General features: G+C 40.6%; 15 protein-coding genes, 1 tRNA gene and 1 pseudogene. 9 read left to right on the forward strand and 8 right to left on the reverse strand.

Features of this window, described 5'->3' with window-relative positions:
- Positions 1-15 precede the first annotated feature (15 nt).
- Together K7R10_RS04430 and K7R10_RS04435 are read right to left on the reverse strand one after the other, a co-directional pair.
- The gene (locus K7R10_RS04430) at positions 16-1,113 is read right to left on the reverse strand and encodes a DGQHR domain-containing protein (protein WP_224483477.1); all 1,098 of its coding nucleotides are present in this window, start codon (positions 1,111-1,113) and stop codon (positions 16-18) included.
- Positions 1,110-1,607, reverse strand: a complete 498-nt coding sequence (locus tag K7R10_RS04435) for a hypothetical protein (protein WP_224483478.1) — start codon at positions 1,605-1,607, stop codon at positions 1,110-1,112. Before K7R10_RS04435 ends, K7R10_RS04430 begins: the two co-directional genes overlap by 4 nt.
- Before the next feature lie 1,336 nt (positions 1,608-2,943).
- On the opposite strand from K7R10_RS04435, the gene K7R10_RS04440 reads away from it, so the two are divergent.
- The 4 genes from K7R10_RS04440 (at position 2,944) to K7R10_RS04455 (ending at position 6,743) form a co-directional block, all read left to right on the forward strand.
- Positions 2,944-3,816 carry a hypothetical protein gene (locus K7R10_RS04440; RefSeq protein ID WP_224483479.1) on the forward strand — a complete coding sequence of 291 codons (873 nt, stop codon included), beginning with the start codon at positions 2,944-2,946 and terminating at the stop codon, positions 3,814-3,816.
- An 84-nt stretch (positions 3,817-3,900) separates the two neighbouring features.
- On the forward strand, positions 3,901-4,161 hold the full coding sequence (locus tag K7R10_RS15325) for a helix-turn-helix domain-containing protein (RefSeq protein WP_224483480.1): 261 nt from the start codon (positions 3,901-3,903) through the stop codon (positions 4,159-4,161).
- Positions 4,121-5,776 carry a DNA primase family protein gene (locus tag K7R10_RS04450; protein ID WP_224483481.1) on the forward strand — a complete coding sequence of 552 codons (1,656 nt, stop codon included), beginning with the start codon at positions 4,121-4,123 and terminating at the stop codon, positions 5,774-5,776. Before K7R10_RS15325 ends, K7R10_RS04450 begins: the two co-directional genes overlap by 41 nt.
- Before the next feature lie 16 nt (positions 5,777-5,792).
- Entirely contained in the window at positions 5,793-6,743 is a 951-nt protein-coding gene (locus K7R10_RS04455) for a DUF6371 domain-containing protein (protein ID WP_224483482.1), read from the forward strand.
- Positions 6,744-6,976: 233 nt separating this feature from the next.
- Here K7R10_RS04455 and K7R10_RS04460 read toward each other — a convergent pair.
- Positions 6,977-7,050, reverse strand: a tRNA-Arg gene (locus K7R10_RS04460).
- A gap of 203 nt (positions 7,051-7,253) precedes the next feature.
- Here K7R10_RS04460 and K7R10_RS04465 point away from each other — a divergent pair.
- From K7R10_RS04465 to K7R10_RS04485, 5 genes and pseudogenes are all read left to right on the forward strand, one after another.
- Positions 7,254-7,814 (forward strand): YeeE/YedE family protein, encoded by a 561-nt coding sequence (locus tag K7R10_RS04465; RefSeq protein WP_224483483.1) that lies wholly within the window; start codon positions 7,254-7,256, stop codon positions 7,812-7,814.
- 1 nt (position 7,815) lies between these two features.
- The gene (locus tag K7R10_RS04470) at positions 7,816-8,229 is read left to right on the forward strand and encodes a DUF6691 family protein (RefSeq protein WP_224483484.1); all 414 of its coding nucleotides are present in this window, start codon (positions 7,816-7,818) and stop codon (positions 8,227-8,229) included.
- Positions 8,230-8,264: 35 nt separating this feature from the next.
- Positions 8,265-8,984, forward strand: a pseudogene (locus K7R10_RS04475) (sulfite exporter TauE/SafE family protein); the annotation flags it as partial.
- Positions 8,985-9,089: 105 nt separating this feature from the next.
- Complete coding sequence (locus K7R10_RS04480; protein ID WP_224483641.1) at positions 9,090-10,502, forward strand: MBL fold metallo-hydrolase; 1,413 nt, start codon at positions 9,090-9,092, stop codon at positions 10,500-10,502.
- Positions 10,503-10,533: 31 nt separating this feature from the next.
- Positions 10,534-10,734, forward strand: coding sequence for a YgaP family membrane protein (locus tag K7R10_RS04485; RefSeq protein WP_224483485.1), 201 nt, complete (start codon positions 10,534-10,536; stop codon positions 10,732-10,734).
- A 7-nt stretch (positions 10,735-10,741) separates the two neighbouring features.
- Here the strand turns inward: K7R10_RS04485 and K7R10_RS04490 are convergent, their stop codons facing one another.
- The 5 genes from K7R10_RS04490 to K7R10_RS04510 form a co-directional block, all read right to left on the reverse strand.
- Complete coding sequence (locus K7R10_RS04490; RefSeq protein WP_224483486.1) at positions 10,742-11,017, reverse strand: ATP-dependent Clp protease adaptor ClpS; 276 nt, start codon at positions 11,015-11,017, stop codon at positions 10,742-10,744.
- 18 nt (positions 11,018-11,035) lie between these two features.
- Positions 11,036-11,869 carry a 50S ribosomal protein L11 methyltransferase gene (gene prmA, locus K7R10_RS04495; protein WP_224483487.1) on the reverse strand — a complete coding sequence of 278 codons (834 nt, stop codon included), beginning with the start codon at positions 11,867-11,869 and terminating at the stop codon, positions 11,036-11,038.
- A 10-nt stretch (positions 11,870-11,879) separates the two neighbouring features.
- Positions 11,880-12,629, reverse strand: a complete 750-nt coding sequence (gene tpiA, locus K7R10_RS04500) for a triose-phosphate isomerase (RefSeq protein WP_224483642.1) — start codon at positions 12,627-12,629, stop codon at positions 11,880-11,882.
- Positions 12,630-12,757: 128 nt separating this feature from the next.
- The gene (locus tag K7R10_RS04505) at positions 12,758-13,846 is read right to left on the reverse strand and encodes a BT_3928 family protein (RefSeq protein ID WP_224483488.1); all 1,089 of its coding nucleotides are present in this window, start codon (positions 13,844-13,846) and stop codon (positions 12,758-12,760) included.
- 26 nt (positions 13,847-13,872) lie between these two features.
- Positions 13,873-14,418, reverse strand: coding sequence for a DUF1599 domain-containing protein (locus K7R10_RS04510; protein ID WP_224483489.1), 546 nt, complete (start codon positions 14,416-14,418; stop codon positions 13,873-13,875).
- Between the last annotated feature and the right edge of the window lie 20 nt (positions 14,419-14,438).

Below are 14,438 nucleotides of genomic sequence, written 5' to 3' on the forward strand. Positions count from 1 at the left end.
CTAAAGCTTGTCGTATCAAGCTATGAATTTTACGTCACTTTTAATCAAAGTTTTTTTCATTTCATAATATAATTCATTCGAGGCTTTATAACCGGAAGCCCCATAATTTTCACTTGTTATCGTTCCGTTCATCTCAGACAATGGGCTAAGAATATTAAAAAAGAATAAATAAGATAAATCAGCATTTTCAAAACCGTTTTTTGAAACATCTTTGAAAATTTTAATCATTGCGGTATAACCAGTTGTTTTGTTCAATAAAGATTTTTTATTCAACCAATCTTTGTCCAGAATCACTTTTAAAGATTTGAAATAGTTAAATAGAATTTTATATGTAGAATTCAAGTCTTTTCTTTTGTACAAATCCCAAAACAAATATCTGTCTGCCTTATAATCAAAGTCAGAAAAAGTTGGGAATTCTTTTTCGTTTATCATTAATTCATTACGAATTAAATAATAATCCTTCTCTGGGTAAGTAATTTCCAATAGTGGTTTAACAAAAGCAGACAATGAGATAATGCCATCTGTTTTCGCACCTAACATTTTAATGTTATTATACCAAGGTGATTCTTTATCATAATTAAATGATTGAGCTATTTCAATCATCATCTTTTTTGGAGTATAAACTTTACTGTTTAATTCTAAATTAAGATTTAATGAAGGGTCTACTTTGGTTTGTTGGGAATTAATAGTCGAAAATATATTCGCTTGCTGATCAATTCTTAAATCTTTAAATATTGCTATTAAAAGTTCAAAATTGTCCAAGTCAATTTCCCTAAAACCCTCCACTCTATGTTGACCATCAATTATGGTAAATGTATTGTCGTCAATTGTCAATTCTAACTCAGATTCACTTTCATTAACTATAAATTTTTGTGTCGTATTAACAATTATAGAATTGGGAAATGTAGCATCAATTGAAGAAAGGTAATTTTGAATTTGAATTACCTTGTCTTTCTTCAATTCACGTTGTATACCTAAGACTTCCTCATCTTCTTCAATACGTCTTCTGTCAACAATAGACATTGCAAGTAAATCGCTAGGCTTTATTTTTGAAACATAAATCGTACCTATGGATTGATGCAACTTTAATATGCTTAATTTTAATGTTCTCATAATTTGATAGATTTTCCTCCAATCGTAGTTTCCTTTGTTTCTTTTCCTCTATTTGCTCTTGCTTTACTTTCAGCCTCAACTTCATCATATTTGCTTATAAGCCCAAACAAAATTGACAAACAAAAAGTAGCGATTGCTCCGGATTTGTAGATGTCCAATGAGAATATGGGTGTTTGCTTTTCGATTTGAGCAATTGAGAATGAAAATAAGACAACAACTATTATTAAAGTTACAATATTCAGGGCTTTAGTAATTTCTCTATTATTGTTAATTAAATAGACTAAAGAAGTTATGAAACAAGCGTTTGTAACTAAAACTATGTTTATAATATTTAAGTCCAATGAAAAATTATCTCCTCGAATTCCATAAATAATTAAAACATTTATGATCGGAATAATATAAGATATTATCATCCAAACAGATGTCTTTCTTAAGGTTGCAGGAACATTTAAAACAAAAGTTTTAGTTGATTCCCAAGCTTTTTTGCAATCCATGTTCTATTATTTGTTATTTGTCAAATAGTGATTAGATGCCAGATGAATGATCCGGGGCTTCGGGATTTACCTTTATCGTGGACTAGTGGAGGGGAGTACTTGGAAAATCTCTTTGATATTATTCGATAATCATTAATTAAATACATTCTAAATGAAGTTTAAAAAAAGCAATTATGGCTTATACACAATGAGTTCATATTTTACTATGGACTTCGTTCAGTTTTCCATTGTAAATTTGAAGTCATTTATAAAAGATGACTTTTTATATTTTCTTTTAAAAATTTTAGAAACTCACATAATTGCCACATGTCTTTTGTTATTTTTTAATAATTTTTTCTACACAGTCTTTCGAGTTAATGGTCAAGTGTACTCTTTAGACAGAAAATGGATTTAAAACTCTAATCAACTTGTTGTTCACATAGGCCATCATATTTACCTCTTTTTGCAATATTAACTAATTTACGTAAAATGTAAGAAAGCTACTCGTAATATCAATTTACAATTGATTTTTAAATATGAATTTGAACAATTATTAAATACCCTTAGTTAATAACTATGAATTAGAAAGGAACGGTGTTTTATTAAATCTGCATGTTTGATTACGAAATGATATTCTCAAATACCAAGTGTTTTCATGCATGCAGTTTAAATTTGATTATTCAGCATTCCTCTAGAGATCGAGATACTTAACTTTTGTGAACTATGGGCTACAACAATAATTCCTTAAGTAATAATTAAAAGATATAGAAATTTACTATCGGGGAAGAGCTTCGATCGTCCAAATTAAAATCATTGTCACTTTTGACAATCTCCCTCCTGTTTAATCACTAATACAAAACACCTCATAAACTAAACCGAAAGGTTCTTCATGAATTGAAATAATTAAATTATCATATTTCAATTACGAATCGTAACTGGATTCAAAAGAAACTTTGGGTAGCCAAGTAAATAAAGGTCTTAGGAGGTTAAGAATTAATTTTTGCTCGCTATTTGCTCGATCACTTTCCCAAAATAAAAATGTATTACCAAAAAATTCAATAGTAAATTCCAAGTTATTTACCCCCATAGGGTACTTTAAATCCGTTTTCCTTTGCAAGTATTAATACGTCCAGCCTGGGAGAACCCCACCCCTATTTGCATGTAGATTAAAATCTATAGTGATACTTGAAAATTGAATTACACGGCAAGGTTTGTATCTATTTAAATACCGGTTCAATGAAAGTCAATTGCATGAAAATACAAAAATAATAAATGGCCTGCCAGTTTCATTTTCAGGATACCGCACGTAAATTTCTGACTCACTCTTCATATAGAAACCAAATAAATTCGAACCGATATGAGCGATGATCATTCCTCCACTTCAGGGCAAATAAGCTGCGATGAAATCAAAGCCGAGATCAAAAAACTCCTTGATGCGTACCATACACCCCCGCATCGAACCGGCCAACATTCCACCAAAGAACTAAGTATCTTGATTCGCAAACACCTCAACGAAATGCTAAGAAGTAGCGAAGTTGAAGACTATTTCTGGCATGAATGCTCACTTGAAGTATACAACAAGACGTTCAATCAAAGACTTGAAAAGGTTAAAGAAATTGATCCAATTTACACCAGGAAGCAATTATTAAGAGACGACTACATCGTATTAAACAATCTTCATGACCATCGGGGTCACAGAGATTTTGGTGAAACATATCACTCCATCATAAACAAACCAGAAACACACGGCACCGAAGATGAAAGAAAAGATGCTAAAAGCCTGCGCGAGATTTTCCGGAAAAATCAAACTAACAAACTTAAGTATATCCGGAAAGAATTGAAATCTGAAGGACTCCATATCCGATTTGAAGGTGATTTGTATCAGATCGAACCAATTGAAAATACCAATCCTTATCCGAATCTTTTCACCGGCCAAGACAGTACTAATAGTGATATTTTTCGAGAATTCTATACAAATCACATTAAAGGGAGGGGTAATTCCTATGTGCAATGGAGCTTTCTTATCCAACAAATGCGCGAAGAGAATCGAATATTGCGTATTCCCCATGTTAACATCATGGAAATACTAGTGGAAATGGGGTATCTATCCCAGGAAGAATTGCAGGACTTTGTTGGAAATAAAGGTAAATTTCGTTCCCTTGACAAATCAAGTTCCAAAAAGCGGATGGAACAGTACATGGATGTAAAGGAAAACCTTCTAAATGCCTAAGTTCCCAAAATTGGGAAATCTCTGCCCTTGTTGGGAATTCAAATAGCTCGAGTTTCGTGATATAAATTTAAAAAATAATTATACATGAGAACGAATTGTAATCATTACTCGGTAACGGATTTGAATCTAAGAAGGCTACCTCAAATTCTTTCCCGTAAAGAAGTCGCCGAATTATTACAGGTCAGCTATTACACTTTAGAGGCTTGGGACAGAAAAAGAACCTTAAAAGCCAGGAGGGTTAGTGGCCGGATATTATATCTGAAAAATGATGTAAAACGAGTGCTTCAGATACTTCATATCATGCGTGCGAACCGAAGCGCTCTTAGAGGGGAAGAAACATCCTGACGCCTGCACCTCTAAAAACGAAAAAAAGCTACCTCAACCAGAAGTTTCAGCAGCCTTTACTATTCTTTCACCAAGTAAAAGTACTGAATATTTCTGGCTTGAACAGGGCGTAGCTCATTTCTTAACAAGGCTTCTTGCCTACACAAATCATTTTAATATGTATAATAACAATATTGCAGAAGAATTCAGGAACCTGCACCAAACGGAAAAGGGAGAAGAAAATGTAACCCAAGACCCGGTACTTTTAATCAATAAAACTTTAGCTCTTTTCAAGCCGATCGATTTCAGGAAGGAAGCCGGGGTAAATAATTCATCAGATGACTTAAAAAGAAAGGATAAAATAATCATTTGTATTGACCATTTAATATCCAAACTTGAAAAATCCAATTTTGGTATAACCGTCAGGAAAGGCGAGGTATACCTTTACAATTCCCAATTCTGGGTAGCTCTCAGCGAAGACCTTGCCCTTTTTTACATGGGGGAGGCGGCGGAAAGAATGGCCATGCCTCAACTGGAGGCAAAACATCATCATTTCAGAAAAGAGATGCTCCAGCAACTTGCAACCTCCGCCTTTATTCCAGGAATCGATCAGGAAAGCAAGTTTACTCTGATAAACCTTACTAACGGAACCTTTTCTATTACTAAGGATCGCCAGTTTATCAGGAACTTTAGGAAAGAAGACTTTATGACTTATCAGTTGCCCTTCGAATACAACCCGGAGACTCAGGCTCCAATATGGCAAAGCTATCTCGATAAAGTGCTGCCTGATAAAAGCCTACAACAGCTATTAAAAGAATACGTTGGGTACTGTTTTACTCGCAACATTGACTTCAAGCTTGAAAAGATGCTTTTACTCTATGGTAAAGGTCATAATGGTAAGAGTGTTTTCCATGACGTGATCATTGAACTGTTTGGAAGACAAAATGTAACGAATTTTTCATTACAGGATCTTACCATGGATAATGGAAACTCATTAGCTATGAGTGAAGGAAAGCTTGTAAATATCAGTTCGGAAATCAGCACAAAGGTTAAACCGGATAGACTTAAGCAATTAGCTTCCGGCGAACCCTTAAAGGGCAAGAAGCTATACAAAGATGTCAAGACCATCTATGATTACCCTCGATTCATATTCAATTGCAATCTACTGCCAGTGACCATTGAGAACACAGATGCATTTTTTAGGAGGTTTATCATAATCCCTTTCGAGATCAAAATTGACAATGAAGAAAGAGACATATATCTGGCTCGGAAAATAATTGAACAAGAGCTACCCGGCGTCCTTAATTGGGCGATCGAAGGATTAAGGGAATTGATAATGAATGAGAAATTCTCAAAAAGCTCCAAAGCAGATCAGGCTCTTAACACCTTTGTTAGGAACAGCGACCCAGTACAACTATTCCTTGATGATTCGGGATATATACCTTCCGAAAAAAGAATACTCCGGAATAAGCTATATAAGGAGTTTAAAACATATTGCATGGATAGTGGTTACCAATACATTTCGGCAACTATGTTCTATCAACAACTGAGAGGCCTTGGTATATGCGTCCCAGATTCGAATAGCGGAGGCAAACGTTATGCTTACGTCGAAGTAGCTAATAAAACTGTTGATTAACCAAAACAAGAGCAGAATGAGCAGGTTTTCGTCAAAAAAAAGCAGGCCGTACATATTAGAACCGTACCAGCGCGGCGGGAGAAATCGATTCTCCTGCCCCAATTGTAAGCGTAAAAAGAGTTTTACACGCTATATAAGGGTGGATACAAGAGAGTACATCCATGAGACCGTTGGCCGGTGCGACAAAGAAAAAAGGTGTGGCTATCACAGACCACCTTCAGAATATTATAATCTTCAAGGCATATCATCTCCGACCATTAATTATTCAATAATCAAGATAAAAAGCGACAAGAACCTTACGCCAAGCTATATCCCAAGTCAATACTTCAGTGATAGTTTACGGCGCCGGTATCCAAATTATTTCTCGCAATATCTTCTTGACACTTTTAAAACTGTAAAGGCTAGAGTCAAAAAGGTATTAGAGGACTATAGAATCGGTAATACAAACCATTTCAAAGGTGGTACGGTATTTTGGCAAATCGATGGGAGTAATCGTATCAGAACGGGTAAAATTATGCTGTACAACCCAGCTACGGGTAAGAGAGTCAAGGATAGATATGCTCGGATAAATTGGATGCACTCCGTTTTGAACATACCTGACTTTAATTTGTCGCAGGTTTACTTCGGAACGCATTTGCTGAAGCGTAATTCAAACGCAACAGTTGGCTTGGTGGAAAGCGAGAAAACTGCTATAATAGCCGCTATAGCGATCCCAGAGATCTTTTGGCTGGCCACAGGAGGTATTAATAATATTAACCAAGAAAGAAACCAGTGTTTAGTTAATAGAAGTGTGATCTTAGTCCCGGATGCGGATGCTACAGAAGATTGGAAAAATCGAGAACATTTATTCAACATGTGTAAATCTGTGCGTACATCCTCCTTTATTGAATTACATACATCACCCAAAGACAAGATAGAAGGAATCGACCTGGCAGACATCATCATCGAAAATCACAAAGCAAAATAATGCACCTTAATTACAGCCCTGTACTGCAGAACTATTTTCAATTAAAACTGCTCTTTCTGCTCAATAATAATAGCATATAAAACCAATGCAACGAAAAATCACTAAATTGTATACGCGAGAATATGAGTGGTTTGAAGTTGTGTTGACAGAAAATGCTCAGTGCATATAACTGAGCAACATGGGGTTTAAAATGAAAAAACCCCTGTAAATACAGGGGTTCGAACTGAATTTAGTGACCTCGCCAGGATTCAAACCTGGAACCTTCTGAGCCGTAATCAGATGCGCTATTCAGTTGCGCCACGAGGCCGGTATAAATGCGTCTGTCTTGTTGCAAACGCGGGTGCAAATATAATGTTTTTCTAAAAAAACATCCAAGCCCCGATCCATATTTTTTTATCTCTTAGTCATCCTTTCTCTTTATTGTATCTTTCGGCACAAAATGGCCATGTAACTTTTGTAACATACTACAAGGGTTCATAGCTTTATATTTGCAAAAAATTATTCATGTCTATGGAAGCTATTCTACAGCCCTGGCCCTGGTATGTGACCGGGCCCCTGATCGCCCTGGTAATGTTCCTGCTTATATGGTTCGGCCGGGAATTCGGGATGTCTGCCAACCTGCGCACCATGTGTGCGATGAGCGGAGCAGGCAAAAAAGCAAAATTCTTTGATTATAACTGGAAAGAACAAAAATGGAACCTGGTCGTGGTACTCGGAGCCATCATCGGCGGCTTTATCGCCGTGTTCTACCTTTCAAAACCCATCGATATCGACCTGGCGGCCGATACAGTGGCAGCCCTGCAATCATTCGGATGGGATAATATTGGTGACAGCCTGGTACCGGGTGAGATCTACAGCGCCGATGCCGTGATGAGCTTTAAAGGCATCGCTGTGCTGGTGCTGGGTGGTTTCTTCGTCGGTTTTGGAGCCCGCTACGCCGGTGGCTGTACTTCAGGTCACGCCATCTCCGGACTGAGCAACCTGCAATTGCCTTCCCTGGTAGCCGTGATCGGCTTCTTTATCGGCGGACTCATCATGACTCATTTTATTCTCCCTTTAATCTTTGGCTAATATGAAATACTTAAAATATCTCCTCGTTGGTATATTCTTCGGAATCGTTATGGTGAAATCAGAAGCGGTTTCATGGTATCGCATCTATGAAATGTTCCGTTTCGATTCCTTCCATATGTACGGCATCATCGGAAGTGCAGTGGTTACAGGCGTCATACTTGTCGCCCTGATAAAAAAGACCGGCATGCATTCTTCCGAAGGAAAAATCATTCAGTTTAACCCGAAAGCAAAAACCTGGCCCCGCTATATTATCGGAGGTACCTTATTCGGACTTGGGTGGGCTCTGGCAGGTGCTTGTCCCGGACCCATGTTCGTACTGTTGGGCACCGGGGTATTCTCTATTCTCTTGGTGATCGGGGGAGCCGTACTGGGCACCTATGCCTATGGATTGCTAAGAGATAAACTTCCGCATTGATCCCGACAGAAGACCTGATCGGATATATCGGAGCATTGATCATCGGACTCGTACTGGGTCTGGTAGGTGGTGGCGGATCCATTTTGACGGTTCCGCTACTGGTATATCTGCTGGGTTATAATCCGGTGGTGGCCACCGCCTATTCCCTTTTTATAGTGGGTTCCTCTGCCTTTGTGGGAACGCTTCAAAAATACCGCAAAGGAGTCGTTGACCTCAAGACCGGACTCGCCTTTTGTTTCCCTTCGTTTCTGGCCGTGTATGCCTCCCGACGATACCTGGTGCCGTGGATACCCGATACGATCATGACCTTTGCAGGCTTCGACCTGACCAAAGAGATGACAATCATGATATTTTTTGCCTTTGTCATGCTTTTTGCTGCCATTTCCATGATCAGGAAACGCAGAGATGCTGATACAAAAGGCGAAAAACAAGCCTATTACCTGACCTTTATACAAGGTATCGCGATCGGAACCATAACCGGAGTGATCGGTGCCGGAGGCGGGTTTCTGTACGTCCCCGCCCTCGTTCTTTGGGCAAGACTTCCCATGAAAAAAGCCGTGGGAACCTCCCTGGTGATCGTTACCATAAACTCCCTGATCGGGTTTACCGGAGACCTGCAAACCCTGAAAGTCGAATGGCCGTTCCTGCTGACCTTTTCAGCCATTACCATTGGAGGAATACTGGCAGGCGGGCAATTATCGCATAAGATCTCGTCAGCCCAGCTGAAAAAAGGGTTCGGTTACTTCATACTGGTAATGAGCTTTTACATTTTCGGAAAAGAGATAATCAACCAGCAACAGGCCGATATGGAGACCGCGAAATCCCCTGAAGAAATTGCTATATTTGCCAAAAACAGCGAAATGAATATTGAACAGATATATACGGGCTGCCTGGCCCAGGGTGCCTATTTTATTGTTTCTGAAGGAGAAGCTGCCATAATCGATCCCCTGCGGGAAACAAAACCTTATGTAGAAAGAGCAGAAAAAGAAGGGGCTACCATAAAATATATCTTTGAAACCCATTTCCACGCTGACTTTGTTTCAGGCCACCTCGACCTGGCAAAAAAGACCGGCGCCACCATTGTCTTCGGTCCGAATGCTGAGACAGGATACGATATTCACCAGGCTTATGACGGAGAAACCTTTAAAGTTGGAAAAGTGACCATCAAGGTTTTACACACCCCGGGACACACCCCCGAATCTGTCACCTACCTGCTTATCGATGAGAACGGAAAGAACCATGCCATCTTTACCGGTGACACCTTGTTCCTCGGTGATGTAGGGCGTCCAGACCTTGCTATTAAACAAGATCTTACCAAGGAAGACCTGGCCGGAATGTTATACGACTCATTGCGGGAAAAGATCATGCCACTGGAAGATGATGTCATCGTATATCCCGCTCATGGGGCAGGGTCTGCCTGCGGAAAAAACCTGAGCAAGGAGACGGTCGACACCCTCGGAAACCAGAAAAAGACCAATTACGCTCTCCGTCCTGATCTGAGCAAATCAGCCTTTATCCGGGAAGTGCTGGACGGGATACTTCCTCCACCGCAGTATTTCGCCAAGAATGCACAGCTCAACAAAGAAGGATATACCGATTTCGATACTATTTTACAAAGAGGAAACATCCCTCTTGATGCTGAAGAATTCGAAGCCCTGGCCAATCACGAAGGTGCCCTGGTGCTTGATGTAAGACCTCAGCAGGATTTCGTAAAAGAACACATTCCTAATTCGATCTTTATCGGGCTTAATGGTTCGTTTGCCCCGTGGGTAGGTGCATTAATAAAAGACCTGAAGCAACCCATACTGCTTATAGCCCCGGAAGGAAAATCGGCCGAAGCCGTCACAAGACTATCAAGAGTAGGCTATGATAATACCCTGGGGTACCTGAATGGCGGACTAACGGCCTGGAAGGATTCGGGAAGGGAAACTGCTTCGATCAGATCCATCGCAGCCAAAGATTTCGAAGAGGAATACCTTGCCGAACACAAGGTGCTTGATGTTCGTAAACCCGGAGAATTCAGTGCCGAACATCTCGAAAAAGCGATCAGTTTTCCGCTGGACTTTCTGAACGAGGAAATGGAGAAGATCGATCTTAAAGAACATTATTATATTCACTGCGCTGGAGGATACCGGTCAGTGATCGCTGCTTCAATACTGAAAGCAAGAGGGTTTAATAAACTTACCGATATAGCCGGAGGTTATAAAGACCTGAAAGAAACCAATCTGAAACGTACAGACAAGGTATGTGCTTCAGAACAGTCGCGAATCTGAAAAAGTCAAAAAGAAAAAAGATAGCAGTATCGTGAAAAAGAATATGAGCCAGCAAGACAAATTGATACGGGTCGTGATCAGCTTTATCATTGCGGTCTTATATTACTACAACATCATCAGTGGAATAATGGGTATCGTACTGATGGTCGGTGCCATCATACTTCTTCTAACCAGCCTGTTCCGTTTCTGCCCGATCTACAAACTGATCGGTTACAGCAGCTGTAAGAAGTGAAGTCTGATTAAACGATCTCGGCACTCAGACCGGCCTGCAGCAACTTGCTGCACCGTGGCTTCAGATCATCGTAAGAACCTGTCTTAACAGTGCACTTACCTTTAAAATGTACGATCAATGAACATTGCTCTGCCTGTTCCGGAGTATGGTCACAGGCATAAATCAGGCTTTCGATCACGTGATCAAAAGTATTGACGTCATCGTTGTACAAAATAATCTCATTTTCTTTTAATACATCTTCTTCCAGCAGAAGCTCTTCTGAAATTTTCTCCTTTGTACTCATCATCAACATATTACCCTACTAATTTATAAATTTTACGGCAACCCAATGATTCTTTTCCAGGTTTTGAACATATTTTAACGAATGACGCTCACACAATTCCCTGATCCCGGGGATATCATCCTTATAAAACCCACTGAGTAATAAAACGCCATTCTCATTCAGTGACCGAACATAAACCGGTATATCTCTCAGCAATATATTACGGTTGATATTTGCAATAATCACGTCATAGGTCTTTCCGTCAAGCAGGGCTGCATCACCTTCGTATACGCTGATGTTCTGACAATTATTCCGTTCAGCATTCTCAATCGAATTCAGGTAACACCAGTTATCGATATCGATGGCATCAACTTCCTTTGCTCCGCGCATTTCAGCAAGTATGGCCAAGATACCGGTACCACATCCCATGTCGAGTACCCGCTTACCACTGAGATCTTCCTCCAGTAATAATTCGATCATCATGTGAGTGGTCTCATGATGCCCCGTTCCGAAGCTCATTTTTGGCTCAATAACTATATCAAAACGAGTCTCCGGTTTCTTGTGGAAGGGTGCTCTAACGGTACACAACCCATTTACCGTAATGGGATCAAAACTTTTTTCCCAGGCTTCGTTCCAGTTCTCCTGGGCGATTTCAGTCAGGGAATATTGAATGCGAAAGGCAGGATTAGAAAAAAGATACATATTTTCAAGAGCATCCTGGTCAAACGCCTCTTTTACTATGTAAGCCTTCACCCCTGTATCGGTTTCCACAAAGCTTTCAAAGCCAAGTTCGCCCAATTCAGCGATTAGAATATCACGACCTGCCTCTACAGGATCAACCTCCAGGGCTACTTCAATATATAATTCAGACATTATTTCTTACTTAGATGGCTTTGACAATGGCCATAAAATCATCAGCATTCAGGGAAGCTCCCCCTATCAGACCTCCGTCAACATCTGGCTGCGAAAAGATCTCAGCAGCATTGTTCGGCTTCACACTCCCGCCGTAGAGAATACTGATCGAGTCTGCAAGCTCCTGATCATAGGCATCGGCGATAGTCTTACGAATAAAAGCGTGCATTTCCTGGGCTTGTTCAGGGCTGGCCGTCTCACCGGTACCGATCGCCCAAACCGGCTCATATGCCAGCACGATCGAAGACCAATCCTCTTTTTTCAGATGAAAAAGCGCATTCTTCAATTGACCGGCAACCACTTCGAATTCCTTTTCCTTTTTCCGGTCTTCCAGTTCCTCTCCAAAACAGAAGATCACCCGCATATCGTTTTTCAGGGCTGTATCAACCTTGGCGCTTAGTAACTTATCATCCTCACCGAAATAAGCCCTGCGCTCTGAATGTCCCAGAATAACCGTATTTATTCCGACACTTTTTAACATAGGAGCCGAAACTTCTCCGGTATATGCCCCGCTCTCTGCCTGGTGCATATTCTGAGCCACCACCTCTATCGGACTCTGACTCAGACTTTCAAAAGCATTATAAAGGTTCGTGAACGGAGGGGCGATCATAACCTCTGCCTCAGTTTCAGGCATAGCTCTTTTCAGGTCTGCGATCAGGTCTGCGGTGGCCGAGAGGTCTTTATTCATCTTCCAGTTACCGGCTACTATTTTGTTTCTCATCATGATTGGATTATCGGTTATACTTATAATTCGACTTATGCATTAACAAGCCTTAGGGAATCAACACAAAAATATTAATAATAAGCCGATAGCCCTAATATCGTTCCCGCTTTTACCATCCTGCGAACTCAGAATTCCAGTTCTTCTAAATCGTTATAATGTACTTTTTGCTGAATCACACCTTCGCTAAGCTTTAGCACTCCCGGATTTGACCTCACGATGGTCTTAAGGGTGGTAAGGTCACAAAAATAAAACGGAATGTCGGACAGGAACCCGGCCTCTCTGATCTCCTGCTGCGATGAGGCAGACATCCCGATAACGGTATAACCAGATTGTTTGGCGCGTTCAATGACAGGTTTCAAAGCTTCAAAGGCTTCCTTATCTGCCTTACTCACCACTCGGGAAACAACCATGAGCAACTTCGGTTCAGTGAGTAATTCAGCTGTGTGATCGGCTCCGTTTCGCTCCATGGTGAAATCATGAATAGGTGGCTGGTACCCCGCTTGTATTTCTTCAGTTGTTACTTCGAGGTATTCACCATCAACTTCGGGATACGAGCCTTTGGTGGTTATAAGCGTGTCTTTCCCGTTCACTCTGAACTTCCAATGATAGGCATATACCGGTTTGGGAGCATCTTCGGGTATGGTCATTCCTTCCCTGATATCTGCACCCACGTGGTAAGGCCTGAAGTCTATCAAAGGTAAGTGAGCTATAACGTAGTAGGTGAACAGCACACATCCCAGAATGGTGAGAAAGCGAACCGATTTTGCTGTTCTGGGCGAAAGCCACGGCCTGATCAGTTCTTTTTTTATCAATAGCACCACGATCATGATCAGCAGTACCACATCTTTAAAAAACGACTCCCACGGAGTCAGTTTGATCGCATCACCAAAACATCCGCAATCTGTCACCTTATTATAATAGGCTGAATAAAAGGTCAGAAAGGTGAAAAACAGGATCATCAGAAAAAGACTCCATACGGTGAGCTTCACCTGTGTACCCAGCAACAGTAAAACCCCAAGCAGTACTTCGAGTATCACCAGTATCACTGCCAGAGCCAGCGCGTAAGGCATTAAAAATTCGAGATTGAGTACTGACGGACTGAAATATTCTTCCAGCTTAAAGGCAAACCCTACCGGGTCATTCATCTTTATGAGCCCGCTGAAAATAAAAATGACTCCCGTGAGCAAACGGAATACTGTAACTAAAATTTTCATGATGTAAGGTTTAAAAAAGATTCAGATCACTGATCGGCCTGCCCCAGGTGTATCATGGCGAAGACCGCATAATTGATCATATCCTGGTAATTGGCATCAATACCTTCGCTGACCAGGGTCTTCCCTTTATTGTTTTCGATCTGTTTAACCCGAAGCAACTTCTGAAGAATAAGATCTGTCAGGGAACTCACCCTCATTTCACGCCAGGCCTCTCCATAATCATGGTTTTTATCCATCATCAGGGCTTTGGTCTCGGCTATCAGGCGGTCATAGATCTCCAGGGCCTTTTTGGTATCGAGATCAGGTTGTTCCACTACTCCTTTTTCGAGTTGTACCAGGGCCATTACCGAATAGTTGATGATCCCAATGAATTCAGACACCTCATCTTCCTCTACCTTTCTCACCTCGTTTTCCTGCAATGACCGGATACGCTGAGCCTTGATAAATATCTGGTCTGTCAGGGAAGGCAGCCTTAGAATACGCCAGGCACTGCCGTAATCCTTCATCTTATTCGTAAAAAGATCCCGGCATTTATCGATGACCCGGTCGTATTGTTCTGAGGTATTTTGCATGGAGTTGATCGTATTTTGCG

The organism is Robertkochia aurantiaca, assembly GCF_020166495.1.
In the GTDB taxonomy this organism is placed as follows: domain Bacteria; phylum Bacteroidota; class Bacteroidia; order Flavobacteriales; family Flavobacteriaceae; genus Robertkochia; species Robertkochia aurantiaca.